The sequence below is a fragment of the Aliihoeflea sp. PC F10.4 genome, from assembly GCF_054612275.1.
Genome location: NZ_JBTSWH010000001.1, coordinates 715676 through 740972, shown reverse-complemented (window position 1 = coordinate 740972; position 25297 = coordinate 715676). Strand labels below are relative to the sequence as shown.

Here is a 25297-nt window from a genome sequence, read left to right as displayed (position 1 = left end):
CCGATGGGGCTAAACCCCGTCAAAAACTCAAAAACTGTCCCGTATCCACTGACTTACACGTTGGAAGCGTCCGCCCGTCCCGGTTGCCTGCCAACGCAAGCCTCCACCCCGTCTTAGCTGACTTTCCAGTTCCGAAACTTGCGGGTAGATCAAAAGCCCCGCCGCCGTTGAAAATGCCGGCCCCTTGGCCGCTTCCGGCAAGCCGCTCACGCCGAGCGGCCGCCCGAGACGGACATTGCGGCCGAGAATCCTGCGCGCCGCATCCGCCATTCCCGTCAACTGGCTTGCGCCGCCCGTCATGACGACGCGCTTGCCGACGATATTTCCGTAGCCGGACTTGTTCAGCCGGTCGCGCACGATCTCGAACGTTTCCTCGACGCGTGCGCGGATGATCCGGTTCATCACCGAACGGGGAACCTGGAGCGGCACGTCGCCATCCTCGCCCATCGGATTGATCGTGACGATATCGCGGTCGTCGCCGCCGACGGTCAGCGCAGAGCCGTGCATGACCTTGAGCCGCTCGGCATGGGAAAGGCGCGTCGAAAGCCCTTTCGCCAGATCCATCGTGACATGCGTTCCGCCGATCGGCAGGGAATCGACATGGGCGAGCTTGCCGTCGGCGAAGATCGCCAATGTCGTCGTGCCGCCACCAAGATCGATGCAGGCCGCGCCCATCTCCATCTCGTCTTCGACCAGTGCGGAAAGCCCGCTGGCATAAGGTGTGGCGACGAAGCGCTCGACCGAAAGATGCGAGCGGTTGATGCAAAGTTCCAGATTGCGCAGCGGCGCTGCGTCAGCGGTGAGCACATGCATGTCAACGCCGAGCGTTTCGCCGACCATGCCGCGCGGATCGCGCACGCCACGTTCGGCGTCGAGCGAAAAGTCGATCGGCATGGAATGCACGACTTCGCGCTCCGCACGCTGTACCTGCTTTGCGCCGGCTGCCAGCACGCGGCTGATATCGGATTCGTCGGCCTCGTGGCCGCCAAGATTGACGGTGGCACTGAAGACGCGGCTTTTCAGCCGGCCGGCGGACATGTTGACGATCAGCGAATCGACCGTCAGTCCGGCCATGCGCTCGGCCGCATCCACCGCGAGCCGGATAGCTTGTTCGGCGCGGTCGAGTTCGACGATCACGCCCGACTTGATGCCCAGCGACTTTTGATGGCCAATGCCGATGACGCGGGCCTGATGGGTGCGACCGGGCAGAACGTCGCTTTGCTCGCTCGGCTTCAGCTTCGCGATGATGCAGCAGACCTTGCTCGACCCAACATCGAGGACCGTGACAATACCCGAACGCTTCGCAGAGGCCGGCTTTCCGGAGGGCAACCAGCTCATGTGCGTTTCTCCGGAGAATAGCGTTTGCCCAGACGGTCCTTGAGCATCTTGTCGCGCTCGCCCATCGCCGCTTCGCTCAATTGCAGCACCATCTTTCCGTCGAGACGCATGTCGACGACGGATACGTCGCGGGCGAATAATTCCTGCGCGCGGTCGACATCGACAAGCGCGGCAAGCGCCTGCTCGTAATGTTCGGCCGGAAGCTTGACCGTCGTGCCGTTGCGCATGCGCAGATCCCAGCGGCGATCGGCGACACGAATATAAGCCCGTGTTCGCGAGGCAAGCTGCGGGAAGCCTTCCATGACTTTCAGGAAATCGGCGGCGTGCTCTTCCGCGCCGGAGCCGACCAGGACGGGAAGTTCCGCGTGTTGGCTACGCGCCAAAGGCGTGATCACGCGGCCGTCTTCTTCGATGACCCAAAGGCGCGAGCCCTGCTGCCATACGGCAAAAGGCTGGCGCTCCGTCATCGTCACGGCGAGCGTCGAGGGATAGACTTTCTGAACCTCCACCTTCTCGACCCAGGGCAACCCTGCGATGCGCTCCCGCGCTTCGCCAGCGCTAAAGCCGATCAGCGAGGTCCAGCCATCGAGGCCGACGGACTGGAATACGTCGATCTCCGACGTGTAGCGGTTGCCGACGATCTCGATATTGTCGATGGCGAAGCCGGTGCGCGCGGTGACGGACTGGACGACGCTTGGCATATGCCCGCCGACGATCGTCCCGTAGACAACGGACGAGCCGATCAACAGGGCGCTTGCCATCAGCGCTGCGAAGCGCGGCGGCTCGACCTCGCCCGAGGTCCAGCGATGCAGATGGCGCGCGGGCCGGCGCAGGAAGCGCGGCAGCACGAACGCGTCATGCGACCCCGTCGACCTTCCGGTCCGATCCCCTAACGCAGACACGATGCGTCCTCCACCATCCAACTCAGCAACTCCGCGAAGCTATGCCCCGCATGCACGGCCAATTCCGGCACAAGAGATGTCGGCGTCATACCCGGCTGGGTGTTCACCTCCAGCCAGATGATCTCGCCATTTTCGGAATGACGGTCGTCGTAGCGGAAGTCGGATCGGGAAACGCCCCGACAGCCGATTGCTTGATGAGCCTTGAGCGCGAGTGTCTGTATTTTTTGGTAAATATTTGGTGAAATTTTTGCCGGAAGCTCGTGTTTCGAGCCGCCCACGACGTATTTCGAATCGTAATCGTAGAAGGAATGGCCGACCGGGATGATTTCGGTCACGCCAAGCGCCACATCGCCCATCACGGCGCAGGTCAGTTCACGCCCATGGACGAATCGCTCGACCATCACAGTGTCGCCGTAGCGCCAGTCGGACGAGCCGATAATTTGCGGCGGATGCGTCTGGTCTTCCTTGACGATGACGACGCCGAAGCTCGACCCTTCATTGACCGGCTTGACCACATATGGCGGCCTCATCGGATGCACCTGACCGATCGAATGCCGGTTCATGACCTTCGCTTCGGCCACCGGAATGCCGGCCGCCTTCGCCACGCGCTTCGCCTGCTCCTTGTTCATCGCAAGGGCCGAGGCGAGGACGCCGGAATGCGTGTAAGGAATTTCGAGATATTCGAGAATGCCCTGGATGGTGCCGTCTTCGCCGAACGGACCATGCAACGCATTGAAGACCACGTCCGGCTTGAGCTCAGCAAGAACGGACGCGACATCGCGGGCGACGTCGATACGCGTCACGCGGTATCCCGCCCCCTCGAGCGCATCGGCGCAAGGCTCTCCGGAAGCCAGAGACACAGGCCGCTCGGAGGAAAAGCCTCCCATCAAAACGGCTACGTGTTTTTGCACCATGCCCGGAAATCCCCTCTTCCAACGGGCCAAAATTCACAGGTCACAAGACGTGACTCGACACCCGATCGACCGCAAAAGGCCAACCGTCCCCACACGCTCAAAGCGTGGCCGACTCAAATCAGATAACGCCGCATGCCCAAAGAATCAGATCGGAGATTCCGTGGCAAGGGCCTTGGATTCATGGAAGATTATTTTTTGCATTGAAGCGTGATCGCCAGCGCGACAAAGCTTCGGATCAAGCGCCGGTTTCGAGAAATTCGGAGACTTCATGACCGGGTTTGGCATGGCCAAGCCGCTTGATTTCCCATTCGAGCGCGATGCCCGAATTGGCCAATACATGTGCGCGCACGGTCTCGCCAAGAAGTTCCAGATCGTATGCGGACGCTGCGCCGGTATTGATCATGAAATTGCAGTGCAGCGGCGACATCTGCGCGCCGCCGATTACCAGTCCGCGTCCGCCCGCCTTGTCGATTTCCTTCCAGGCGGACGTGCCTTCCGGGTTCTTGAAGGTCGATCCGCCGGTCTTTTCCCTGATTGGCTGAACGGTCTCGCGGTGATGCTGGACTTCGTCCATCGCCGCGCGGATCGCGTCCTTGTCCTCGGCATATCCTTCCATGAGCGCGCCGGTGAAGATCAGCCCGGCGGGAGCCGCCGAATGGCGGTAGGCATAGCCCATGTCCGCATTCGAAAGCACGTGTCGCTTGCCGCTCCGGTCCAGCGCATAGACGTCCACGACCCGCTCGCGGGTTTCGACGCCGTTTGCGCCGGCATTCATTCGAAGTGCCCCGCCGATTGCGCCGGGAATGCCGTGATAGAAATGGAACCCGCCGACACCCGCATCGAGTGCGGCGGCGGCCACGCGCTTGTCTGGCGCAGCAGCGCCCGCGCGCAGGCGCGTTTCGTCAAGCACCTCGACCTGGCCGAAGCCCTTGGCCGAAAGCCGGATGACGACGCCGGGAATGCCGCCGTCGCGCACCAGAAGGTTCGAACCGATGCCGACGACGAGCACCGACACGTCGTCGGGCAAGAGCTTAAGGAAAGCAGCGAGATCATCCTCGTCGGCTGGCTGGAACAAAAGCTCCGCCGGGCCGCCGACGCGAAACCACGTAACCGTCTCCATCGGCGCATTGGGCGTCAGGCGTCCGCGAATGGCGGTCGTGTCGCCGAGGCGCGCCAGAAGCGCGTTGCCGTCGATCATGCGGCTGCCTCTAGCGAGCCGAGATCGGTCGCGAGCGCATAAGCCCACTGAGTGATGTTGCCGGCGCCCAGAAACACAACGAAGTCGCCCGGCTCGGCAAGGGCGCGGATCGCAGGCGCAATCGCGTCGGGACCGGCAATAATGCGTGCGTCGCGGTGCCCGCCCGCCTTCATCCGTTCGACCAGTGTTTGCGCGCTGATGCCGTCGATAGCGTCTTCGCCAGCCGCATAGACCGGCGCGATCATCACCGTATCGGCCTCATTGAAGCATGAGGCGAAATCGTCGAAGAGATCGCGAAGGCGCGTATAGCGATGCGGCTGTGCGATTGCGATCACGCGGCCGTCCGTCGCCTCGCGGGCCGCGCGCAAAACCGCCTTGATCTCGACCGGGTGGTGCCCGTAATCGTCGAAAATGCGCACGCCGTTCCAATCGCCGGCTGGCGTGAAACGCCGTTTGACGCCGCCAAACGCCGAAAGCCCCTTGCGAATGGCATCCGCGCCGAGGCCAAGCTCGTGCGCGACCGCGATCGCGGCCGTCGCGTTGGAGACATTGTGCCGACCTGGCATCGGCAGGCGCAGTCCCTCGATCGTCAGTGTCGCATCGCGCTTGCGGTTACGGATCATCACGTCGAACAGCGACGTCGCGCCGTCCATGCGGTGATTGTAGAAGCGCACATCCGCCTGCGGGTTCTCGCCATAGGTGATGACGCGCCGGTCTTCGATGCGTGAGACGAGCTGTTGAACCTCGGGATGGTCGATGCACATGACGCCGAAGCCGTAGAACGGCACGTTTTCGACGAACTGGCGGAACGCCTCGCGCACCTTGTCGAACGATCCGTAATGGTCGAGATGCTCCGGGTCGATATTCGTTACGACGGCGATTTCGGCGGGCAGCTTCAGGAAGGTGCCGTCGCTCTCGTCGGCCTCCACGACCATCCATTCGCCCTCGCCCATGCGCGCATTCGTGCCATAGGCGTTGATGATGCCGCCATTGATGACGGTCGGGTCCAGCCCGCCCGCATCGAGGAGGGTCGCGACCATGGAGGTGGTCGTCGTCTTGCCATGCGTGCCGCCGATGGCGACGGCCTGGCGAAAGCGCATCAGTTCGGCGAGCATTTCGGCCCGGCGAACGATGGGGAGCAGCTTTTCGCGCGCGGCCGCAAGTTCAGGGTTCGATTTCCTGATCGCAGTGGAAACCACGACGACTTCGGCCTGACCGAGATTTTCGGCACGATGGCCGACGAAGCATTCGATGCCCTTTTCGCGCAGGCGCTGCACGTTGGCGCTTTCCGACTGGTCGGAACCCTGAACCTTATAGCCCAGATTGTGCAGCACCTCGGCAATGCCGCTCATGCCGATGCCGCCGATGCCGATGAAATGCACGACGCCGATCGTCTGGGGCATTTTCATGGATTCGCTCCCTGCGTGAATTCGCTTGCTGTCTGGCCCGCCGCAATAGCCTCCGCGAGATCGGCAAGCAATGCCGCCGCGTTCGGCTTGCCGACGGATCGGGCCGCGTCGGCCATCTTGGATGCGCGATCGGCATCGGTCATGAAATCACCGATAAGCCCTGCGAGACGCTCCGCCGAAAGCTCCGATTGCGGCTCGACCATCGCGCCGCCCGCAGCTGCCAGCGCAGCCGCGTTCGCCGCCTGATCGTGATCGAGCGCATGCGGATAGGGAACGAGGATCGACGGTCGCCCGATCACCGCCAGTTCCGAAACGGTCGACGCGCCCGAGCGCGAGATGACGAGTTGCGCCGATGCGATGCGGTGCGCCATATCCTTGAAGAAGGGCGAGACCTCCGCCTCGATGCCGAGTTCCGCATAGGCCGCTTTGACCGCCAATTCGTCGTCGGGCCGTGCCTGCTGCGTTACCTTGAGGCGCGCTCGCAACTCGGCGGGCATAAGGCGGATCGCATCGGGAATGGCCTGCGAGAAGAATTGCGCGCCCTGGCTCCCGCCGAAGACGAGAAGGCGAAACGGATCGCTGCCGGCCGAAACGTCATATGGCGTCGACGACGCATGGATGACCGACGGGCGCACCGGATTGCCGGTAACGACGATGCGCTTGTCGCCTCCCGGTTCGAGAAAGCCGCCCGCGATCGCTTTCGCCTTTCCGGCCAGCGCCTTGTTGGCACGCCCCATCACCGCGTTCTGCTCATGCAGCATCGTCGGCACGCTGCGCCGCGTGGCTGCATAAAGCGGCGGCAATGTCGGATAGCCACCGAAGCCGATCACGACTTTCGGCCGGATCGTCTCGATGATCTTCGAGGCCTGCCGCACGCCTTTCCAAAGCGCGAAAAACGTCCGTGCCAACGCGATCGGGTTCTTCGACGCGATCGTCGCCGAATGGACCGGATGCACCCGTGCGGCAGGAAAATCGCCGGCAAAGCGACCCGCGCGGTCGTCCGTCGCCAGATGGACCTGCCAGCCGCGCGCGTTGAGTTCGTGCGCCAGCGCTTCGGCCGGGAAGAGATGTCCCCCCGTACCGCCCGCCGACAAAAGCATCAGACCCCGGCTCATGTCATTCCGCCGCCGGCAGGGGCTGCGCCCCGAACCCGCGCCCCGAAAGCACGCTGCGCTGCTCCGGCTTGCGCCGCGAGAGAGCAAGCACCATGCCCATGGAAATGGCGATCGCGACAAGCGACGAGCCACCATATGAGATGAACGGAAGCGTCATGCCCTTCGTCGGCAGAAGCTGGAGATTGACGCCCATATTGATGATCGACTGGAAGCCGAACAGCGCGACGAGCCCGCTGATCGCAAAGCGCGAGAAATCGTCGGGCTGGCGCGATGCTTTCGCGATGCCGCGCAGGACGACGAAGGCGAAAAGACCCGCGATGATCAGGCACAGGATAAGGCCGAATTCCTCGGCTGCGACGGCAAAGACGAAATCGGTGTGGCTATCGGGAAGGATGCGCTTGACCGATCCTTCGCCCGGCCCCTGCCCGAACCAGCCACCGCGCACCATTGCCTCATGTCCCATATCGACCTGATAGGTGTCGCCTTCGCCGGTCAGGAAGCGGTCGATACGCCCACGTACGTGGTCGAACGACGTATAGGCTCCAAGACCGAGCGTCATGGCAAGACCGCCCAAAATGGCGATCCAGATCCACGGCAGGCCCGCGAGAAAGAACATGACGCCCCACGTCGCCACGACGAGGATCGACTGGCCAAGATCGGGCTGGGCGACGAGGAGGGCCAGAACGACGCCGAGCAGCATCATGGCGAAAAGATTGCCCGGTATCGCGTTCGAGCGCGCCCGTTCCGCAAACAGCCAGGCGCAGATGACGACGAAGGCAGGCTTCATGTATTCGGAAGGCTGGAACGACATGGTGCCGATATGCAGCCAGCGCCGCGACCCCTTGATCTCCGCGCCGACGAACAGGACCATGACCATCGCCGCCAGCGAGGCGAGCAGCATGACGAGCGCCAGCCGCCGCACCATTCGCGGAGAGAGAAACGAAACGCCGATCATCACGCCCACTGCCGGGATCATGAAAATGATCTGGCGCGTGACGAAATGGAAGCTGGAAAGCCCGATGCGCTCGGCTACGGCCGGGCTGGCGGCAAATGACAGGACGACACCCAGAACCATGAGCGCCAAAAACGCCGCCAGGAACCAGCGGTCGATCGTCCACCACCATTGCGCGACGGGACTGCGGTCGACGCGGCTGATCATCTCGATATCCCCTCGTAAGAAACAAACCCGTCGAGCGCCTGAGCAGCGTTTCGAAAGGCATCGCCACGAATTTCAAAGTTTTTGAACTGGTCGAAACTGGCGCAAGCCGGCGAGAGCAGCACGACGGGTTCGGCCGCGTCGTCGCTGCCGGCATCGCGCGCCGCATGTTGAATAGCTGCGTCGAGCGCGCCAGAAATTTCGAACGGAACGGCGTCGCCCAGCGTTGCCGCGAAAACGGGCGCGGCCTCACCGATCAGGTAGGCGCGCGTCACGCGCGGGAAGAAGCCGCGCAAGGCCTCGATGCCACCTTCCTTGGGAAGGCCGCCGGCGATCCAGTAGATGTCGCCGAAGCTTGCCAGCGCAGGCGCAGCCGCTTCGGCGTTGGTCGCTTTGGAATCGTTGACGAACAGGACGCGTCCCTGATGACCGACGAGTTCCATACGATGCGCGAGGCCAGGAAAGCTCTTCAGCCCCTCGAAAATCTCTTCCTCGCCGAGACCGAGTTCGAGACATGCCGCGATCGCCGCCAGCGCGTTTTGCGCATTGTGCTGGCCGCGCAGCGTGCCGATGCCGTCGAGCGATCCGAACGCGCGCCGCACGCCACCGGAAGCGATGAAGAGCTCGCCATCCTTGGCGAACAGGCCAGTATCGAGCCCCGTGCGCTTGGAAATCCGCGCGACGTCGTAACCGGCGTTTTCGAGCCGCCGGGCGATGTCTTCGCTATGGATATCGTCGATGCCGATGACGGCGTGGTCGCTTCCCGCGACGAGCTTTTCCTTGATCGATGCATAGCGCTGCATCGTACCGTGGCGATCGAGGTGGTCCGGCGTCAAATTAAGAAGGATGCCGATGCTCGGGTCCAGCGATGGCGCAAGCTCAATCTGATAGGACGAACACTCGATGACGTAGTGCCTTTCGAGCGCGATCGGGTCGAGCGTCATCACCGCCTTGCCGATATTGCCGCCCATCTGCGCGTCTCGTCCGGCATGGCGCAGAAGATGCGCGATGAGCGCTGTGGTGGTCGACTTCCCGTTTGTGCCCGTGATCGCGATGAACGGCGCATTCGGAACGGTCGCACGGCGTTCGCGGGCAAAAATCTCGATATCGCCGATGATCTCGACGCCGGCGGCACGCGCCAGATCGACCGTCCAGTGCGGCTTCGGATGGGTCAGCGGCACGCCCGGTGCAAGGACAAGACTCGACACGCTCGACCAGTCGATCTTCCGCAGATCGCCAGTGGGAATGCCCGCAGCTTCCGCCTTCGCAACGCTGTCGGGATTGTCGTCGAACGCCGTGACGTCCGCCCCGCCCTCCACTAGCGCACGCGCGGTCGCCACGCCCGAGCCGCCAAGGCCGAAAAGCGCGACGCGTTTGTTTGCGAAGGAGCGGGCAGCGATCATGCCTCTACCTCAACTTCAGCGAGGAAAGGCCGACGAGCGCCAGGATCACGGCGATGATCCAGAACCGGATCACGACCTGGCTTTCCGTCCAGCCGAGCTTTTCGAAATGGTGATGGATCGGCGCCATCAGGAACACGCGCTTTCCGGTCAGCTTGAACCAGCCGACCTGAATGATGACCGACAGTGCCTCCATGACGAACAGACCGCCGATGATGGCAAGCACGATCTCGTGTTTGGTGGCGACCGCGATCGCGCCGATCAGGCCGCCGAGCGCCAGCGATCCGGTGTCGCCCATGAAGATGGCGGCGGGCGGCGCGTTGAACCAGAGGAAGCCAAGGCCGGCACCGATGACCGCGCCGAGAATGACGGCGAGTTCGCCTGTTCCCGTTACGAAATGGATCTGGAGGTAGTCGGCGAAGACAGCGTTACCCGACAGATATGCGATGACGCCGAAAGCGGCAGCCGCGACCATGACCGGCACGATGGCGAGACCGTCGAGACCGTCCGTCAGGTTCACCGCATTGCCAGCGCCGACGATCACGAAGGCGGCGAAGGGAATGAAGAACCAGCCGAGATTGAGAAGGAAATCCTTGAAGAACGGGAAGGTCAGCGACGAGGAAAACGGCGAGTCTCCAACATTCATGATGACAAAGGTCGCAATGCCCGCGATGAAGAATTCGGCAGCAAGCCGGGCCTTGCCCGAATAGCCCATATGCGACTGCTTCGTGACCTTGAGATAGTCGTCGTAAAAGCCGATCGCGCCGAAACCGAGCGTGACGAACAGAACGACCCAGACGTAAACCGAGCCCAGATTGGCCCACAGGAGCGATGCACCGACGATACCCGTCAGCATCATCAGCCCGCCCATGGTCGGCGTGCCGGCCTTCTTGAAATGCGTCTGCGGCCCGTCCGCGCGGATCGGCTGACCACGGCCCTGCCGGATGCGCAGCGCATCGATGATCATCGGCCCGAAGATGAAGACGATGAGCGCGGAGGTGATGAGCGCGCCGCCCGTCCGGAAGGTGATGTAGCGGAAGACGTTGAAGGCCGAGACCTGATCCGCCAGCGCTACGAGAAGCATCAACATGTTGGGTCCTGTCTCCTAGGCGTTTTCGCGCTGCGGATGTGTTTCGGCTGCCGGGAACATATCGCGCAAGGCTGTGACGAGCTTTGAGGCGCCAATGCTCTTCGACGACTTGATCATGACGACGTCGCCGGCACGCACCATGCCGGTCAGCACGTCCTGAAGTTCGGCAACGCTGTCGCGATGCTCGACGCGGATCGTATCGGGCAAGGCCGCCGCCAGCGTCTTCATTTCGGGTCCGACCAGAAGAACGATCCCGGTCGCCGCCGGATCGATGGTTTCGGCGAGTTCGGCATGAAGCGCGCGCGAGTGCTCGCCAAGTTCAAGCATATCGCCCAGAACGGCGATGCGGCGACCGTGGCCACCGACTTCCGTCGCCTGCAACACGTCCATCGCTGCGCGAATGGAAGCCGGGTTGGCGTTGTAGCTTTCGTCGATCAGGACGAAGGAACCCTTGCCCTGCTGGAGGCGATGGCGCGCGCCGCGCCCATCCTCCGGTCGCAAATCTGCAAGCGCGTGGGACGCGCGTGCCATATCCGCACCCGCAAGATAGGATGCAGCGAGCACCGCGACCGCGTTCTGCACCATGTGCCTTCCGGGCGCGCCGATCTTGGCGACCAGTTCCTCGCCCGCCATCTGGGCGGTGAAAGCCGATCCGTCCGCAAAAAGCTTCGTCTTCACGAGCTTGAACGTCGCGCGCGAGTGCTCGCCGAATCCCCAGACATTTTCGACGCCTGCGTCGCGCGCCGCCTTTTCAAGCTGCTTGAAATGCACGTCGTCGCGGTTGAGAAGCGCATGCCCTCCCGGCTCGACACCTTCGAAGATCTCGGCTTTCGCGGCGGCGATCTCCTCGATGTCCTTGAAGAAGCCGAGATGCGCGGCGGCGATCATCGTCACGATCGCGATGTGCGGGCGAACCATCTTCACCAGCGGACGAATTTCGCCGGGATGGTTCATGCCGATCTCGAACACCGCATAATCGATTTCGGCCGGCATGCGGGCGAGCGTCAGCGGCACACCCCAATGATTGTTGAAGGACTTGTCCGACGCGTGGACTGTGCCAACCGCCGACAATGCCGTGCGCAGGCCTTCCTTGGTGCTCGTCTTGCCCGCCGAACCGGTGACGGCAATGATCTTCGCCTTGGACCGTGCGCGGGCCGCTATACCTGTCGCAACGAGCGCGTCGAGCACGTCAGGCACGACGATCAGCGGGATATTGAGGCGGCCCAGAGCGGGCAGCTTGTTTTCCTGGACGACCAGAAGGCTCGCGCCGGCCTTGATCGCTGCGGTCGCAAAATCGTGCCCGTCGAACTGGTCGCCCTTGATGGCGAAAAACGCGTCACCCGGCTTTAGCGTGCGGCTGTCGATGGCAATGCCCGTCACGCTCGGCGGCATCGTGCCGACAGGCCGCCCCGCCATTGCGGAGGCAAGATCGGTTCCGGTCCAAAGCGGGCTCATGCTGCATTCTCCTTCAGCGCCGCCCGCACCTCGTCATGATCGGAAAAGGGCAGCGTCGTGTCGCCGATGGTCTGCCCTTCCTCGTGTCCTTTACCGGCGACGATCAGCGTGTCGCCCTTGCGCAGCATCGCGACAGCTTCACGGATCGCTTGTCGGCGGTCGCCGATTTCGGTTGCCTTCGGGGCCGCTTCCATGATCGCTGCGCGGATCGACGCCGGTTCCTCGGAGCGCGGATTGTCGTCCGTCACGATCACCAAATCGGCGAGGCGGGACGCGATCTCGCCCATGATCGGGCGCTTGCCCCTATCACGGTCGCCGCCGCAACCAAAGACCACGAGCACGCGCCCGGTGGTGAAGGGCCGCACGGCCGACAGCACGTTTTCCAGTGCCTCGGGCTTGTGCGCGTAGTCGACATAGACCGGCGACCCCTCGCCCGTCGTGCCGACGAGTTCGAGCCGCCCGGACGCTCCCTTCAGCTTGCGCAACGCGCCAAGCGCGACTGCTGCCGGCGTTCCCGTCGCGATGGCAAGGCCGGCCGCCACGAGCGCGTTCGAAATCTGGAAGTCGCCCGCCAAAGGTAGGTCGATTTCGTAAATCCGCCCCTCATGGCAAAGCTCGGTGCGCTGGCGGTGGCGCTCATGCTCGACGCGCTTCAGTTCGAGAAATGAACCGGCGCGTCCGACGGTCAGAACCTCCAGCCCGGCTCTTTTGCCCGCTTCGATCGCGCGTGCCGACCATGCATCGTCTGCAAAGACGATCGCCGGCCCGGATTTTTGCATCAACGTGTCGAAAATTCGCATTTTGGCGGCGAAATATTCGTCCATCGTCGGATGGTAATCCATGTGGTCGCGGCCAAGATTGGTGAAACCGGCCGCCGCCAGTTTCACCCCGTCGAGGCGGCGCTGCTCGAGCCCGTGGCTCGACGCTTCCATCGCCGCATGTGTCACGCCATCCTCGGCAAGCCGTTTCAGAAGCTGGTGCAGCGCCACCGGATCGGGCGTCGTCAGGGAGCCGTATTCGTTGAATTTCGGCGAGGTTACGCCTGTTGTGCCGATGCTGGCGGCCACTTCGCCCGCCTGCTCCCAGATCTGCCGCGTGAAGCTGGCGACCGACGTTTTCCCGGCGGTGCCGGTCACCGCAACCATCGTTTCCGGCTGCGCGCCGTAAAAAGCCGCGAGCGCCAGCGAGAGCGACCGGCGCGGGTCATCGGAACGGATGACGGGCACATCCGTCGTCACACTCGAACCGGGATCGGCAATGACCGCGCTCGCCCCGCGCGCGACTGCGTCGGCAACAAAATCAGCGCCGCTCGCCTTGGAGCCTTGCAACGCTGCAAATACGAAACCCGGCTCGACCTTGCGCGAATCGAGCGCGAAGCCCGTCACCTCGATCGCGCCCGCTTCGGACGGAACGACGGTTTGGGCGGTTGCGAGGTCGGCAAGTTTCATGCGTTTCCAATCGGATGGGTGCCGGCGGCCATTGGGCCGCAAGCCGGAATCACTGATAGGCGGCGAGCAAAGCCCCACTTTCATGGCTGAAATCTGGCCTGACGCCAAGAAGTGAGGCCGAGCGGCGCACAATGTTTCCCGCCATCGGCGCAGCGTTGAGGCCGGCGGTTGCGCCCTGCCCCGGCTTCTCGGGCTTCGGCTCGTCGATGATCGTCAAAACGACATATTCGGGATCGGTCAGCGGGAAGCCGGCGATGAACGCGTTGAAGCGCACGCCGCTCACATAGCGGCCATTGACGACCTTCTCGGCCGTACCGGTTTTTCCACCGACGAAATAGCCCGGCACCTCGGCTCGGCGGCCCGAACCGTTTTCCACATTGTAGCGGAAAAGATAGCGCATCTGATCACTGGTCGTAGGCTTGAGCACTTGAAGAGCCGAACCCATCGCCTGTTGCTGCGAACGCGGCAGGAAGGTCGGGTTGATCAATTGCCCACCGTTGAGGACGGCTGCCGCTGCAACTGCCGTCTGCAAGGGCGTCGTCGCAACGCCGTGACCGAAAGAGATCGTAATCGAGTTGATCTTCTTCCACGTCGCCGGTTCGGTCGGGCGCGCGACCTCGGGCAGCTCGGTCGTCATGCGATCGAGCAAGCCGAGTTGCTTGAGATAATTCCGATGGCCCTCGATCCCGAGGACATCGACCATGCGTGCCGTGCCGATATTGGATGAATAAAGAAAAATCTCCGGCACGGTCAGCACGCGGCCCTTGCCATGAAAGTCGCGGATTGTATGCCCGCCGATGCGGATCGGCGCGGTCGCGTCGAACCGGTCCGTCAGCTTGACCAGACCCGAATCGAGCGCCATCGCGGTCGTGAAGCCTTTGAAGGTGGACCCCATTTCGAACACGCCCGCCGACATGCGGTTGAGGCGGTCCTTTTCGAGCGCATTATACGGATTGTTGGGATCGTAGTCGGGCAGCGAGGCCATCGCGACGACTTCGCCCGTCTTGGCGTTGAGGACGACGGCGCCGGCTGCGATCGCGTCGTATTTCTCCATCGCCTGCACCAGTTCGTCATGAACGATGTGCTGGATGCGAAGATCGATGGAAAGCTGGACCGGGGAAAGATCGCCGGCGATCGCAAGCCCGCTCGCCTGAAGATCGGCGAGGCCCTGATCGTCGATATATTTCTCCATGCCCGCCGTGCCGCGATTGTCGACATTGACAAGGCCGAGGACGTGCGACGCGGTCGCACCGCCGGGATAAAAGCGTTTCTTTTCGGTGCGGAAACCAACGCCGGGAATGCCGAGCGCCATGATGTCGGCCTGCTGACGGGGCGACAATTGCCGACGCAGCCACACGAAACCGGCTTCCGTGGAAAGTCGCTGATAGGTGCGGTTGTAGTCGAGGTCGGGCAGAACCGTGCGCAGCTTCTCGATCGCCTCGTTCGGATCGACAATCCTGCGCGGCTCGGCATAGAGCGAAGCCGACTTGATGTCGGTCGCCAGTACCATTCCATTCCGATCGACGATGTCTGGCCGGTTGGCCGTCACGCGGGAGGGCGGTGGGCCGCCTGCGGGCAGGTCTTCGAGGCCGAGATAGACGAGACGGCCGCCGATCACCCCGTAAACGCCCATGAACAGCGCAAAGGTGATCGCCATACGCGCCCGCGTAGAGCCGCCGGAGCGCTTGCGCGCGCCGTCGAGGACGATGCTTTCGTCGTCCGCCTTGCGGGTGGATCGCTTGAGCATGGAGGAAATCCGGCTGACGATCCTCATTGCATGATGCTCCCCGTTGCGGTTTCGTCGATCAAGCCGTCGCCGGCGATCAGGTCTTCGATGGCCAGCGGTCGCCGCGTCAGTTCCGAAACGGTCGCGAACTGCCAGGGCTGCACCGGATAAAGCTTCAGTTCGTCGCGGAAATTGTCCGTCAGCTTCTGGAGCCGTGAAGGCTGCGTGAGCAGGCTCCAGTCCGCGTGCAGAACGTCGATGGAATCCCGCTCGAACGTGATCTGGCTTTGCAGCCGCCTTGCCTCGGCAAGATGGTTTTCGGCGTCGTGCTTGGTCTTGTAGGTAAAGGCCGCGGCCGAGACCATGACGACGATGAGAACGATGTCGGTGGTGCGAAACATGTCAGACCGCCTCCTCGGCGTCGCTGCCGACCGATGGCAGTTTTGGTAGACCGAACAGTGAAAAATCGGCGCGACGGGGCGGCACGGCATTACGAACCGCCGCGCGCAGCTTGGCCGAGCGCGCGCGCGGATTGACATCCGCCTCCGCATCGCTCGCCGCCACGACTTTGCCGGCCTGCGTGAATGTGGGCTCGATGTGGTGCGCCTCGGGCAGATGCCGGGAACCCGATGCCTTGCCGGCGCGGTCGGCGATGAAGCGCTTGACGATACGATCTTCCAGCGAATGGAACGTGACGACGACCAGCCGCCCGCCCGGCTTCAAGGCTCGCTCGGCCGCCAGAAGCGCACGCGCGAGTTCACCCAGTTCATCATTGACGTGGATGCGCAGCGCCTGAAAAACGCGCGTGGCCGGATGGATCTTGTCTTTCGGCCCGCGCCCGACCAGCGTCTGGATCGCGTCGGCCAGTTCAAGCGTGCGCGTGAATGGCCGGCGCGAGCGCTTGTCTTCGATCATGCGGGCGATGCGCCCGGCCTGCCGCTCCTCGCCGAGAAAGCCGAAGACACGCGCCAGATCGCCGATCTTGTAGGTGTTGACGATGTCGACCGCGCTCATCCCCCTGCCCGACATGCGCATGTCGAGCGGCCCATCGTTTCGGAAAGAAAAGCCGCGATCCGCCTCGTCGATCTGCATGGACGAGACGCCGATGTCGAGGACGACGCCGTCGACTTTCTCCTCGACATAGGCGTCGAGCTGCGAGAACGGCCCCTCGACGAGCCGCAAGCGGCCGTCGAACTCCGTTTCCATCGCCTTGCCCGCCACAATCGCGGTCGGATCGCGATCGATCGCGACGACATTTGCGCCACCTTCGAGAATTGCGCGCGTATATCCGCCAGCGCCGAATGTCCCGTCGATGATGGTCTCGCCGGAACGCACTTCGAGTGCGGCAAGCACTTCGGGCAGAAGAACCGGAATGTGGCGGGCCGGTCCGCCACCGGCGCCCATGTCGCCGTGACCCGCCATCATTCCGAAACTCCCTGAGCGCGCGCGGATTGCCTCAGTTTCAAAAGCCGCGCCCGCACCGCCTCTCCATGCGCCTTCAGGCGCGAAGGCTCCCACATCTGAAAGAAAGTCCCGCGCCCGACAAAAGCGACCTCGGTCTGGATACCGGTATGTTCGCGCAGGAAATCGGTCACCGTGATGCGCCCGTCCTGGTCGAGCTTCAGGAACGCGCCGTCCCCATGACAAAAGAAGGACATGTCGTCCGCCGTCTGCAGGAACGGGTCCTCCAGCGCGATGCGCTCCTCGTAGCGGTCCAGCAAATCCGGCCCGCCCACATCGAGCGCCGGAACGTCCAGCGCACGAAGCGCATAAAGGTCCGAATAGCCACGCTTTTGAACGACGGAGCGGAAATGCGCCGGAACGGAAACGCGGCCCTTCGCGTCGATCCTGTTCATGGCACTGGAAAGAAAGCGATCCATCATGCGGCCTGCCGCCTGATTGCGCTGAAATGGCGCGCCCGATCGCCCAAAAATTGCTCTCCCCTCTCGACGCATCCGCGCCGCCAGATTGCAGACAGCATCCGAACGCCAAGCCCGTGGCCCCGGTGTTGATGGACGCTGGAACGTGTACTGGAACGACGACTGAATGTGCTTCAAGGGTTATCATGGGCCACTATGGGCGTCAACGGGATTGAACGGGCTAAGCTTGTTCCAAAGCCCGTTTCAGGAGCCATCGAACCACTCTCGTTTATGATCGATTAAGACTAATGAAATCTTACCGCACGCGACCCGGAGCAACTTGTCGACAGGCACAAAAGCGTCGTTGCGGGAGTGCGGCGCCGGCTCTAGGTTGACGCCCGTTGGCAGCCAAGGAATTGAAGATGTTCGAAGACAGCGCACGACGCACCGCCGCCCTTTCCCACCTGCGTAGCGCAAAGCTGAAGAAGGGCGATCCGGTCGCGCTTCCGCTGACCATGGCGTCGATGTTTCATCTGCCCGGCGCGCCCGCCGGTTTCGCGCAATATGGCCGCTTTTCGAACGACACCTGGGAATCGGTCGAGGAAATGCTGTCGCATCTGGAAGACGCGCCGGCCCTCGGCTTCCCATCGGGAATGGCGGCGATCGCGGCCAGTTTCTTCGCCATCCTGAAAGCCGGCGACAAGATCCTGCTTCCCTCGGACGGCTATTACACGACGCGTGTCCTGACTGAACGCTTTTTGACCCGGCTCGGCGTCACCTTCGATCTGCGCCCCACGGCCACCTTCCTCGATGGCGGCTTCGACGGCTATCGTCTCGTCTTCATCGAGACGCCAGCAAATCCCGGACTGGACCTTTGCGACATCGCGGCGGTGGTCGAGGCCGCCCACGCAGCGGGTGCGATCGTCGTTGCCGATAACACCACGATGACGCCACTCGGCCAGCGCCCGCTCGATTTCGGCGTCGACATCGTCGTCGCGTCGGACACGAAAGCCCCGAACGGTCATTCCGACGCGCTTTTCGGACATGTCGCAAGCCGCGACAGCGAGATCATGACGGCGGTTTCCGACTGGCGAAAGCTTGCCGGCGGCATTCCCGGCCCCTTCGAGGCGTGGCAGCTCCATCGCGGACTGGAAACGCTCGACGTTCGCTTCCAGCGCATGTGCGATAGCGCTGAATTCATTGCCGAAAAGCTCGCCGCGCGTGACGATGTGGCCGCATTGCGCTATCCGGGCCTCAGCAGCGATCCTTCGCACAATCTGGCACGCGCGCAGATGCTGCGCTTCGGCTTTCTGATCGGACTGACGCTGGAAAACGAAACCAAGGCGGAAGCCTTCATCGACGGTTGCGAATATCTCCAGCCGGCGACGTCATTCGGCGGCGTTCACTCGTCCGCCGAGCGGCGCGCACGCTGGGGTGACGCGGTCGCGCCGGGCTTCGTGCGCCTTTCGGTTGGCTGCGAACCGGTAGCCGAACTTTGGCGCGCGATCGAAGCCTCGCTCGACGCCGCGCGGCGTTGAATCGAAACTTCGCGCTTTGCGTGCAAGCACTTGAAATAAAAGCGTCAGTCGGCCTGTAAGCCGGGTTCTGTATGGCCCTTGCGCCTTGCGGCGCAAGAACGTGGCGACCATTCCTCTGGGACGCATCTTGCGATGCGCCTCAAGCAACCAACCCGGACGGCCGGACCGGAAAAGCCCTGAAGGTTGCCCCTCACGCCGCCCCTATTCGGTTTTGCTCCCGGTGGGGTTTACCATGCCGCTCCCGTTACCGGCAGCGCGGTGGGCTCTTACCCCACCCTTTCACCCTTGCCTCGCTCCGAAGAACGAGGCGGTCTGCTCTCTGTTGCACTTTCCCTGGGGTCGCCCCCGCCGGCCGTTAGCCGGCACCGTTTTTCCGTGGAGCCCGGACTTTCCTCCCCGCGCGTTGCGCGAAGCGGCCGCCCAGCCGACTGACAGCGCGTATAAAGGCTGGCGGCGTCAAAAACGCAAGGCGTGAGGGTCAGGCACCGCCGATAATACGCTGAACCTTGGCGCAATAATTCGCCGAGATCGGGTTCATGCGCTTGGCCGCATGTCCTGCGTTGTATTTCAGGATGGTGCCGCAGGTGGTCCCGTCGCCGACGGACTGCGCCATGGCCAGATACTTCATTCCATAGCGAATGTTGACCTCGGGATCGTAAAGGCCCTTGGCGCTGCCGGAATAGCCCATCATCCGAGCCGTCGCGGGCTTGATCTGCATGAGGCCGACTTCACCGGCACGCCCCGTCACGTTCGGCCGGAAATTGCTTTCCACCTGAATGACCGCATGCGCAAGTGAAGCGGGAACCCCGTGTTCGGTCGCGTATTTCGATATGATCTGTGAAAACTGCCCGTTCGTGACCGCTGCCGCTTTCTTCTTCCCGGCAGTGTCGGTGGACGCAATAGCACCCGTCGTCGTCGGATCGACGCCCGGAAGGTCGGTCTTTGCGGGCGGGCCGGGAGGCATTGGTGCGTTGTCGCCGGACCGCGCCATGGAAATCGGCGCAAAGCAGGTCACTCCGGCGGCAAGAGCCACCGCCGCAACGGTCAGTTTGTTCATGAATTACCCGTTCGAATGATGCCGCACTGAACGCGCGGTCTGGTTGGTTTTTTTGACGCGAGCCGAAAACCCGCGCCGTCTGGACGGGCATCTGATGGAAGTCGAACGGGTCTCAAAAATGACCCGGCCAATCACAATGAATATCGCCCTGCAACGCGGCTTCAGCGCGTGGCGAGGCCCGATGGCAGCGTCGAAAGCAGGCGATGAAGCGTTTCGATCGTCGATCGGTCGGCAACGCCATCAACCCGCTTTTGACGAAAATGGCGCTGAAACGCCTCGACGACACGATGTGTCTGCGGGTCGAAAACGGAATTTATTTCAACGTCATAGCCATAAAGCGCCAGCATGGATTGCAGCGCCTCGACCGGCTCGCCCTGATCACCTGCCGCCAGAAATCGACCGCCTTGAACTGAACCCGGATCGACGTGATGTCCGATACCGGCAGCGGCGAGCCGGTCCCAGGGAAACCGCTCGCCGGGATCGATCTTGCGACCAGGTGCCACATCCGAATGTGCCAGCACGCGCTCCGAAACGATCGAGTGCCGGGAAAGAATGTCGCCGCAAAGCGCGATGACCGCGTCGATCTGAACGTCCGGGAAATCGGGCAACCCGCCATCATGTCCGGGATTGACGATCTCGATCCCGATCGAGCACGAATTCATGTCACGGCATCCGCGCCAGAATGACTGGCCCGCATGCCAAGCGCGATCCGCCTCGCGTACCATCTGCACGACGCGTCCGTCTTCATGAATGATGTAATGCGAGGACACGGCGCTTTCGGTGTCGCAAAGCCGGGCTTCCGCGCCCTCGCCGGTCGGCATGCCTGTGTAGTGGATGATCAGGCTGTCGATCTGGGCTGCGTCGGGGCGCGGGCCGAAATTCGGTGAAACACGAGGCTCGGCGGCACAATAGTCGCAGACGAAACCCGTCATGCGTGAACCTGCCGCTGTTCGATCATCTCGAATGCCGCATTGATGGTGGCCAGACGCGTGGTCGCGATTGCGACGAACTCTTCGGGAACGCCGCGCCCGATGAGCCTGTCGGGATGGTTCTCCGCGACGATCTTGCGGTAGGCGCGCTTGATTTCATCGAACGGCATGTCAGTCGGGACACCCAGCACCTGATAAGGGTCGCTTTCCGCACCGAATGTGTGGCGTGCCACGATGCGCTCGAAATGCATCTCGTCGATCTCGAAGATCGAGGCGATCTCGGCCAAAAACGTCAATTCACGCTCATGGATATAGCCGTCCGCTTTGGCGATGTGGAACAAGCCGTCGAGAATATCTTCGAGAAGGGCGCAGTTCGGCTTGCCCGAACCGCAAAGCGCGGCCATCTGGCGCGCATAGGCGTCGAAACCGGCGATGTCCTGCTTGGCAAGATTGTAAAGACGCGAAACGTTTCGAGCCTCATCCTCCGGAATTTCGAAAATTTCCTGAAACGCCCTCACCTCGCGCTCGGTGACGACGCCGTCCGCTTTCGCCATCTTCGCCGAAAGCGCGATCATGGCGACGGAAAACGCGACGCGTTGACGCAATTCAGGATTGGTGGCGAAGATCGAGCGGATGCTGTCCACCAGCGACGTGACCGCCGTGGTGGATACGCGGGAAACGAAATCTCCAAGGCGAAACCAGATCGACATTGCACCATCTGTAAGGAGAAAAATGCAGCTTGGCGACCCCCGGCAAAGCTGCAAACGAAAGGGGCCGGCAAAGCCGACCCCTTAAGGTACTCTAGTACTACCGACTTACTGAGCGGGGGCCGGAGCCATGCCGCCATCAGCCGGAGCCGGTTCAGACGGAGCCGCTGCCGGATCGTCCATCGTCGCCGGGGGCGGCGCCGTGTCGACACCCTGGTTGGCTTCATCCGCATCCGTGCAGGCCGCAAGGCCCATCAGAGCGATACCGGAAACCGAAGCAAGAATGATCTTCTTCATTTGAATTTCTCCTTCTCTCTCTTTCGTCGCCCGCCTTAGCGGACGTTCGAGATAGAAATGCCTCGTTCCCTCTATCGTTTCATAACGTTGAGTGACTCCATGTTACAGCGCTCGAATTACGGAACGTCTTGACCGAGCGTCTCGATGATCGATCCGATCATTTGAACGGGCGAGTAATTCAGTCGCGACGGTGTCAGTCCCAGGCGAAGCACGACGAGATCGTGTGAGGGAACGATGACCATGAACTGCCCGTCATGCCCGCGCAGCCAGTAGGCATCGGCAGGCAGCGCAACTTGTCCGCCACGCTCCGGCCCGGCGAGCCAGAGTTGGCCGCGTCCATACCGGCCGTTCGACGCAGGTGCCGGCTCACGCATCCATTCGACGAAACCCTGCGGCAGAATTTGCGCACCGTTCCATTGACCGTCCTGAAGCAGAAACTGGCCGAAGCGGACCCAGTCACGCGCCGTGGCGTACATATAGGACGATCCCGCGAAGGTGCCCCGTGCATCGGTTTCCAGAACCGCGCTTTCCATGCCGAGCGGCGCGAACAGCGCACGACGTGGCCAGCCCAGCGCCTGCTGCGGATCATCGAACCGGTCCTGCCACAATCGCGACAGCATGACGCTCGTTCCGCTCGAATAGCTGAACACTTCACCCGGGGTGCCAACGAGCGGCTTGTCGGATGCGAAATGCGCCATGTCCGGTTCCAGATAGAGCATGCGCGTGACATCGGTCACGTTCCCGTAATCCTCGTTGAATTCGAGCGCGCTCGACATGGCGAGGAGATCGGCGACCGTGATCTGAGCGCGATCGTCGGACCATTGCGGGAACAGTTCGGCCTCATCGACGTCGATGCGGTCGGTCAGCGTGCCATAGAGCGCGGCACTTACCGTCTTGGTCATCGACCACCCAAGAAGCGGCGTGCTTGCGTCGAATCCTTCACCATAGCGTTCGCCGACGATCCGGCCCTCATGCACGACAACCACCGCACGCATTCCGGAGCCAGTCATAGCGGGGTTATCGAGAATGGCGGTGATAGCAGGATCGTCAGCGTCGACAGCGTCGCCTTCCGGCCAAAGGGCAGACGCGTCTCGTTCTACGGGAGCGGTTCGCGCCGTCGCGCCCAGCGCGGGGATGCGTTCAGACGCCCCATCAGGTGCGCTCGCACAGCCAAGCCCCTCGCGATAGACGGCCTGATTCCTGCCGAACACTCCCAAAAGCCCCGCAGTCACGACGTTGCGCTCGCGGTCCACATCGACATCAATGAAGCGCAATAGCGGGTGGCCGGGCGCCTGCACATCGACCTCAAGTACCTCGTCCGGATCGCGCCCGGCGATAAACACGTTGGAGCAGACGATCTTCGCCGAATAGCCGGCGGCAATTCGGATCGGTTCCGGGGGCACGAGATAGAGCCAGCCGGCAAGCCCGGCAACGACGAGGACGAGCAGCAGCGCTGCCGCCTTCAAAAGCTTTTTCACGATTCGCATCAAATCCCCCTTGGTCGCACCTGCCGAATTCATCGCGTCGGCAGGAAGATTGCAAGTGTGACCGAGACGCCATCGCGCGGTGTGCCTTCGCCTGTTAACCTCGCCTCAACCATGATGACGCAAGCCTTCAGGCGGGACGATTCGGTTCGATGCGTGTGATTGCGTCAGCCGGCTTTTTCAGGAAATCCGATGCGCGCCATTGCAGCCTTGCTGACCTTCGCCATGCTCCTTTCGGGTTGCAACTCGACAGGGCTCGATCTTGCAGCCATCGCACCGGCTTCCGCCGTGCCGACACGAATGGCAGCGAATGTCGAAGCGCCGGTCAAGGTCACGAACCCGCGTTTCGGCGATCGCAAGCCGCATCCGTGGAGCGGTCGCACGCCATGGTCCTATGCCGTCCATGGCACTGACGTTTCGCGCTATCAAAGTGACATCGACTGGCCGACCGCGCGCGACGCGGGCATCTCCTTCGCCTTCATCAAGGCGACGGAAGGCGGCGACATGCTCGATCCGCGCTTCATGGAAAACTGGAACGCGACCCGCCGCCACGGTATTCCGCGCTCGGCCTACCATTTCTTCTATTTCTGCCGCACGGCGTCCGAACAGGCGCAATGGTTCATTCGCAACGTACCGCGCGAGGCAGGCACGCTGCCGCATGTGCTCGACATGGAATGGAACCATTTGTCGCCGACCTGCCGCGCGCGGCCGGACTGGCGCACCGTTCACAGCGAGATGAAAATCTTCCTCGACATGATCGAGCGCCACTACGGTCAGCGCCCGATCATCTATACCTCGGTGGATTTCTACGAGGACAACCGCCTTCACACCTTCAAGGGTTACGACTGGTGGCTCCGCTCCGTCGCCGATCATCCGAATGAACGTTACGACGGCGAGAACTTCCTGTTCTGGCAATATACCGGCACGGGCATCGTGCCGGGCAAGGTCGGCGATGCCGACATCAACGTCTTCAACGGTTCTGTCCGCGAATGGCGCAACTGGGTCGCGCGCAATACCTCGACGAGCTGAAGCTTCTAATCCGCCATCGTCTCGAGGCTGGCAAACCCTTCCGGCTTCGTACCTTCCTCGAACGGCGTCGTGACCTCGACGAACGTGTCGGGATAAAAGCCGTTGAAACGCGTCCTGAGCGACAGGGAATAGGCCCCGATATGGCCGATTTCGATCCAGTCGCCCGTATCGACCGTTTCAGGCAGCCAGAACGGACGCGAAAGAATATCGACCGAATCGCAGGTCGCTCCGCATACCTTGAACGGGACGATGTTTTCCGCATTGCCGTTTCGCGAGCGGATTGCGGGATCGGGAATGAACCGCGCCGGCAGCGTGATCTTGCCGGTCCATGAATCCGACAGCGACGCCCAGATGCCGTCATTGATGTAAAGCCGCTTTCCCTTGCGCAAAAGCACGCGCACGATCAGCGAAAAGGCACGCGCCACGATGACGCGTCCAGGCTCGGCCACCAGCGGCACGTCCGAAAAGCCCCATTCGTCGATGTCGTTTCGAAGCCGCGACATCAACTGCCCGAGCGAGGGCATTTCCGGCTTTTTGCGGTTGGGGTCGTGACCGTATTCGGCCGGGAAACCGCCGCCGACGTCGAGGCCGGCCAGCGGCACGCCGCAGCGGTTGCGCACCCAGTCGGCCGAAGCCAGCGCGCGCTCATAGGTATCCGGGTCCTCGATCTGGCTGCCGACATGGAAGCAGATGCCGACCTTATAGCCCTGCCGGTGAAGCCGCTGCATGAGTTCCACGGCCGCCGCCGGACCCGCGCCGAACTTCTTCGACAATTCGTATGCCGCATGTCCCTTGGTCTGGATGCGCACGAAAACGGTGATCTGGCCCGGATCGATGTCGAGCGCGCGCACGACGCGTGTCACCTTGGTGATCTCGTCCTCATGGTCGAGCGAGATGACCCGGATGCCGTATGTTTCGAGCGCAAGCCTTATGTCTGACTGCGCCTTGACCGGATGCATGTAGAGCATCTCGGCGTGAGGCGCGACGGAGCGAACCGCTTCGAATTCGGCCGGCGAAGCGACGTCGAAGGCGTCGACGCCGATCTCCGCAAGCGTCTTCAGAACCATCGGCTCACCATTGGTCTTGACCGCATAGGCCGTCTTGCCGGGAAACATGCCCATGAATTGCCGCGCGTCTTCCTTCAGGACCTCCGGGCGAAAGCAGTAGACCGGATCGTCGGGACGAAGGGCAAGAGCCGCTTCACGGGCATTTTCGAATTTCTGCATGGTCGCTCCATGGAAAACGT

Annotated in this window: 23 protein-coding genes and 1 other RNA gene; 2 read left to right on the top strand and 22 right to left on the bottom strand. The window is 62.5% G+C overall.

Annotation, left to right across the window (positions count from 1 at the left end; all coding sequences use genetic code 11):
• Window positions 1-27 precede the first annotated feature (27 nt).
• From ftsA to mraZ, 15 genes are all read right to left on the bottom strand, one after another.
• The gene (gene ftsA, locus ACX82Z_RS03620; RefSeq protein ID WP_459586784.1) at window positions 28-1338 is read right to left on the bottom strand and encodes a cell division protein FtsA; all 1311 of its coding nucleotides are present in this window, start codon (window positions 1336-1338) and stop codon (window positions 28-30) included.
• Window positions 1335-2240, bottom strand: a complete 906-nt coding sequence (locus ACX82Z_RS03615) for a cell division protein FtsQ/DivIB (RefSeq protein ID WP_459586783.1) — start codon at window positions 2238-2240, stop codon at window positions 1335-1337. The genes ftsA and ACX82Z_RS03615 overlap by 4 nt, the downstream gene beginning before the upstream one ends.
• On the bottom strand, window positions 2228-3154 hold the full coding sequence (locus ACX82Z_RS03610) for a D-alanine--D-alanine ligase (RefSeq protein WP_459586782.1): 927 nt from the start codon (window positions 3152-3154) through the stop codon (window positions 2228-2230). The genes ACX82Z_RS03615 and ACX82Z_RS03610 overlap by 13 nt, the downstream gene beginning before the upstream one ends.
• A gap of 235 nt (window positions 3155-3389) precedes the next feature.
• Complete coding sequence (gene murB / locus ACX82Z_RS03605) at window positions 3390-4352, bottom strand: UDP-N-acetylmuramate dehydrogenase (RefSeq protein WP_459586781.1); 963 nt, start codon at window positions 4350-4352, stop codon at window positions 3390-3392.
• Window positions 4349-5761, bottom strand: coding sequence for a UDP-N-acetylmuramate--L-alanine ligase (gene murC / locus ACX82Z_RS03600; protein ID WP_459586780.1), 1413 nt, complete (start codon window positions 5759-5761; stop codon window positions 4349-4351). Before murC ends, murB begins: the two co-directional genes overlap by 4 nt.
• Window positions 5758-6876, bottom strand: coding sequence for an undecaprenyldiphospho-muramoylpentapeptide beta-N-acetylglucosaminyltransferase (murG, locus tag ACX82Z_RS03595; protein ID WP_459586779.1), 1119 nt, complete (start codon window positions 6874-6876; stop codon window positions 5758-5760). Before murG ends, murC begins: the two co-directional genes overlap by 4 nt.
• 1 nt (window position 6877) lies before the next feature.
• On the bottom strand, window positions 6878-8035 hold the full coding sequence (gene ftsW / locus ACX82Z_RS03590) for a putative lipid II flippase FtsW (RefSeq protein ID WP_459586778.1): 1158 nt from the start codon (window positions 8033-8035) through the stop codon (window positions 6878-6880).
• The gene (gene murD / locus ACX82Z_RS03585; protein WP_459586777.1) at window positions 8032-9435 is read right to left on the bottom strand and encodes a UDP-N-acetylmuramoyl-L-alanine--D-glutamate ligase; all 1404 of its coding nucleotides are present in this window, start codon (window positions 9433-9435) and stop codon (window positions 8032-8034) included. The genes ftsW and murD overlap by 4 nt, the downstream gene beginning before the upstream one ends.
• Window positions 9436-9439: 4 nt before the next feature.
• Complete coding sequence (gene mraY / locus ACX82Z_RS03580) at window positions 9440-10522, bottom strand: phospho-N-acetylmuramoyl-pentapeptide-transferase (protein ID WP_459586776.1); 1083 nt, start codon at window positions 10520-10522, stop codon at window positions 9440-9442.
• Between the two features lie 15 nt (window positions 10523-10537).
• Window positions 10538-11977 (bottom strand): UDP-N-acetylmuramoylalanyl-D-glutamyl-2,6-diaminopimelate--D-alanyl-D-alanine ligase, encoded by a 1440-nt coding sequence (locus tag ACX82Z_RS03575; protein ID WP_459586775.1) that lies wholly within the window; start codon window positions 11975-11977, stop codon window positions 10538-10540.
• On the bottom strand, window positions 11974-13425 hold the full coding sequence (locus ACX82Z_RS03570; protein WP_459586774.1) for a UDP-N-acetylmuramoyl-L-alanyl-D-glutamate--2,6-diaminopimelate ligase: 1452 nt from the start codon (window positions 13423-13425) through the stop codon (window positions 11974-11976). Before ACX82Z_RS03570 ends, ACX82Z_RS03575 begins: the two co-directional genes overlap by 4 nt.
• Before the next feature lie 49 nt (window positions 13426-13474).
• Complete coding sequence (locus tag ACX82Z_RS03565; RefSeq protein ID WP_459586773.1) at window positions 13475-15199, bottom strand: peptidoglycan D,D-transpeptidase FtsI family protein; 1725 nt, start codon at window positions 15197-15199, stop codon at window positions 13475-13477.
• A complete protein-coding gene (gene ftsL / locus ACX82Z_RS03560; RefSeq protein WP_459586772.1) occupies window positions 15196-15552 on the bottom strand; it encodes a cell division protein FtsL in 357 nt (118 codons plus the stop codon). Before ftsL ends, ACX82Z_RS03565 begins: the two co-directional genes overlap by 4 nt.
• Window position 15553: 1 nt before the next feature.
• Complete coding sequence (gene rsmH, locus ACX82Z_RS03555) at window positions 15554-16576, bottom strand: 16S rRNA (cytosine(1402)-N(4))-methyltransferase RsmH (protein WP_459586771.1); 1023 nt, start codon at window positions 16574-16576, stop codon at window positions 15554-15556.
• Window positions 16573-17031: a division/cell wall cluster transcriptional repressor MraZ gene (gene mraZ, locus ACX82Z_RS03550; RefSeq protein WP_459911608.1), complete on the bottom strand. Its 459-nt coding sequence runs from the start codon at window positions 17029-17031 to the stop codon at window positions 16573-16575. The genes rsmH and mraZ overlap by 4 nt, the downstream gene beginning before the upstream one ends.
• A gap of 401 nt (window positions 17032-17432) precedes the next feature.
• Here mraZ and ACX82Z_RS03545 point away from each other — a divergent pair, with 401 nt between their 5' ends.
• Complete coding sequence (locus ACX82Z_RS03545) at window positions 17433-18548, top strand: cystathionine gamma-lyase (RefSeq protein WP_459586770.1); 1116 nt, start codon at window positions 17433-17435, stop codon at window positions 18546-18548.
• 40 nt (window positions 18549-18588) lie between these two features.
• Here the strand turns inward: ACX82Z_RS03545 and rnpB are convergent.
• The 6 genes from rnpB to ACX82Z_RS03515 form a co-directional block, all read right to left on the bottom strand.
• Window positions 18589-18980, bottom strand: an RNA gene (gene rnpB, locus ACX82Z_RS03540) — RNase P RNA component class A.
• A 46-nt stretch (window positions 18981-19026) separates the two neighbouring features.
• Complete coding sequence (locus ACX82Z_RS03535; protein WP_459911607.1) at window positions 19027-19512, bottom strand: lytic transglycosylase domain-containing protein; 486 nt, start codon at window positions 19510-19512, stop codon at window positions 19027-19029.
• A gap of 254 nt (window positions 19513-19766) precedes the next feature.
• A complete protein-coding gene (locus ACX82Z_RS03530; RefSeq protein WP_459586769.1) occupies window positions 19767-20537 on the bottom strand; it encodes an N-acetylmuramoyl-L-alanine amidase in 771 nt (256 codons plus the stop codon).
• Window positions 20534-21244, bottom strand: a complete 711-nt coding sequence (locus ACX82Z_RS03525) for a TerB family tellurite resistance protein (RefSeq protein WP_459586768.1) — start codon at window positions 21242-21244, stop codon at window positions 20534-20536. Before ACX82Z_RS03525 ends, ACX82Z_RS03530 begins: the two co-directional genes overlap by 4 nt.
• Before the next feature lie 105 nt (window positions 21245-21349).
• Window positions 21350-21538 (bottom strand): hypothetical protein, encoded by a 189-nt coding sequence (locus ACX82Z_RS03520; RefSeq protein WP_459586767.1) that lies wholly within the window; start codon window positions 21536-21538, stop codon window positions 21350-21352.
• A gap of 116 nt (window positions 21539-21654) precedes the next feature.
• Window positions 21655-23025 (bottom strand): serine hydrolase domain-containing protein, encoded by a 1371-nt coding sequence (locus ACX82Z_RS03515; RefSeq protein ID WP_459586766.1) that lies wholly within the window; start codon window positions 23023-23025, stop codon window positions 21655-21657.
• Window positions 23026-23214: 189 nt separating this feature from the next.
• Here ACX82Z_RS03515 and ACX82Z_RS03510 point away from each other — a divergent pair, with 189 nt between their 5' ends.
• Window positions 23215-24051 carry a glycoside hydrolase family 25 protein gene (locus ACX82Z_RS03510; RefSeq protein ID WP_459586765.1) on the top strand — a complete coding sequence of 279 codons (837 nt, stop codon included), beginning with the start codon at window positions 23215-23217 and terminating at the stop codon, window positions 24049-24051.
• A gap of 5 nt (window positions 24052-24056) precedes the next feature.
• Here ACX82Z_RS03510 and ACX82Z_RS03505 read toward each other — a convergent pair whose 3' ends face one another.
• The gene (locus tag ACX82Z_RS03505) at window positions 24057-25277 is read right to left on the bottom strand and encodes an alanine racemase (protein ID WP_459586764.1); all 1221 of its coding nucleotides are present in this window, start codon (window positions 25275-25277) and stop codon (window positions 24057-24059) included.
• Between the last annotated feature and the right edge of the window lie 20 nt (window positions 25278-25297).

Excerpts from the sequence above, each read along its gene's own strand:
- ACX82Z_RS03565 (WP_459586773.1), bottom strand. The coding sequence starts at position 15,199 with ATGAGGATCGTCAGCCGGATTTCCTCCATGCTCAAGCGATCCACCCGC.
- ftsW (WP_459586778.1), bottom strand. The coding sequence starts at position 8,035 with ATGATCAGCCGCGTCGACCGCAGTCCCGTCGCGCAATGGTGGTGGACG.
- mraY (WP_459586776.1), bottom strand. The coding sequence starts at position 10,522 with ATGTTGATGCTTCTCGTAGCGCTGGCGGATCAGGTCTCGGCCTTCAAC.
- murG (WP_459586779.1), bottom strand. The coding sequence starts at position 6,876 with ATGAGCCGGGGTCTGATGCTTTTGTCGGCGGGCGGTACGGGGGGACAT.
- ACX82Z_RS03520 (WP_459586767.1), bottom strand. The coding sequence starts at position 21,538 with ATGAAGAAGATCATTCTTGCTTCGGTTTCCGGTATCGCTCTGATGGGC.
- ACX82Z_RS03510 (WP_459586765.1), top strand. The coding sequence starts at position 23,215 with ATGCGCGCCATTGCAGCCTTGCTGACCTTCGCCATGCTCCTTTCGGGT.
- ACX82Z_RS03535 (WP_459911607.1), bottom strand. The coding sequence starts at position 19,512 with ATGCCTCCCGGCCCGCCCGCAAAGACCGACCTTCCGGGCGTCGATCCG.
- rsmH (WP_459586771.1), bottom strand. The coding sequence starts at position 16,576 with ATGATGGCGGGTCACGGCGACATGGGCGCCGGTGGCGGACCGGCCCGC.
- ACX82Z_RS03525 (WP_459586768.1), bottom strand. The coding sequence starts at position 21,244 with ATGTCGATCTGGTTTCGCCTTGGAGATTTCGTTTCCCGCGTATCCACC.
- ftsL (WP_459586772.1), bottom strand. The coding sequence starts at position 15,552 with ATGTTTCGCACCACCGACATCGTTCTCATCGTCGTCATGGTCTCGGCC.
- murB (WP_459586781.1), bottom strand. The coding sequence starts at position 4,352 with ATGATCGACGGCAACGCGCTTCTGGCGCGCCTCGGCGACACGACCGCC.
- ftsA (WP_459586784.1), bottom strand. The coding sequence starts at position 1,338 with ATGAGCTGGTTGCCCTCCGGAAAGCCGGCCTCTGCGAAGCGTTCGGGT.
- ACX82Z_RS03570 (WP_459586774.1), bottom strand. The coding sequence starts at position 13,425 with ATGAAACTTGCCGACCTCGCAACCGCCCAAACCGTCGTTCCGTCCGAA.
- ACX82Z_RS03515 (WP_459586766.1), bottom strand. The coding sequence starts at position 23,025 with ATGCGAATCGTGAAAAAGCTTTTGAAGGCGGCAGCGCTGCTGCTCGTC.
- ACX82Z_RS03610 (WP_459586782.1), bottom strand. The coding sequence starts at position 3,154 with ATGGTGCAAAAACACGTAGCCGTTTTGATGGGAGGCTTTTCCTCCGAG.
- mraZ (WP_459911608.1), bottom strand. The coding sequence starts at position 17,031 with ATGGATCGCTTTCTTTCCAGTGCCATGAACAGGATCGACGCGAAGGGC.
- ACX82Z_RS03545 (WP_459586770.1), top strand. The coding sequence starts at position 17,433 with ATGTTCGAAGACAGCGCACGACGCACCGCCGCCCTTTCCCACCTGCGT.
- ACX82Z_RS03575 (WP_459586775.1), bottom strand. The coding sequence starts at position 11,977 with ATGAGCCCGCTTTGGACCGGAACCGATCTTGCCTCCGCAATGGCGGGG.
- murC (WP_459586780.1), bottom strand. The coding sequence starts at position 5,761 with ATGAAAATGCCCCAGACGATCGGCGTCGTGCATTTCATCGGCATCGGC.
- murD (WP_459586777.1), bottom strand. The coding sequence starts at position 9,435 with ATGATCGCTGCCCGCTCCTTCGCAAACAAACGCGTCGCGCTTTTCGGC.
- ACX82Z_RS03505 (WP_459586764.1), bottom strand. The coding sequence starts at position 25,277 with ATGCAGAAATTCGAAAATGCCCGTGAAGCGGCTCTTGCCCTTCGTCCC.
- ACX82Z_RS03530 (WP_459586769.1), bottom strand. The coding sequence starts at position 20,537 with ATGACGGGTTTCGTCTGCGACTATTGTGCCGCCGAGCCTCGTGTTTCA.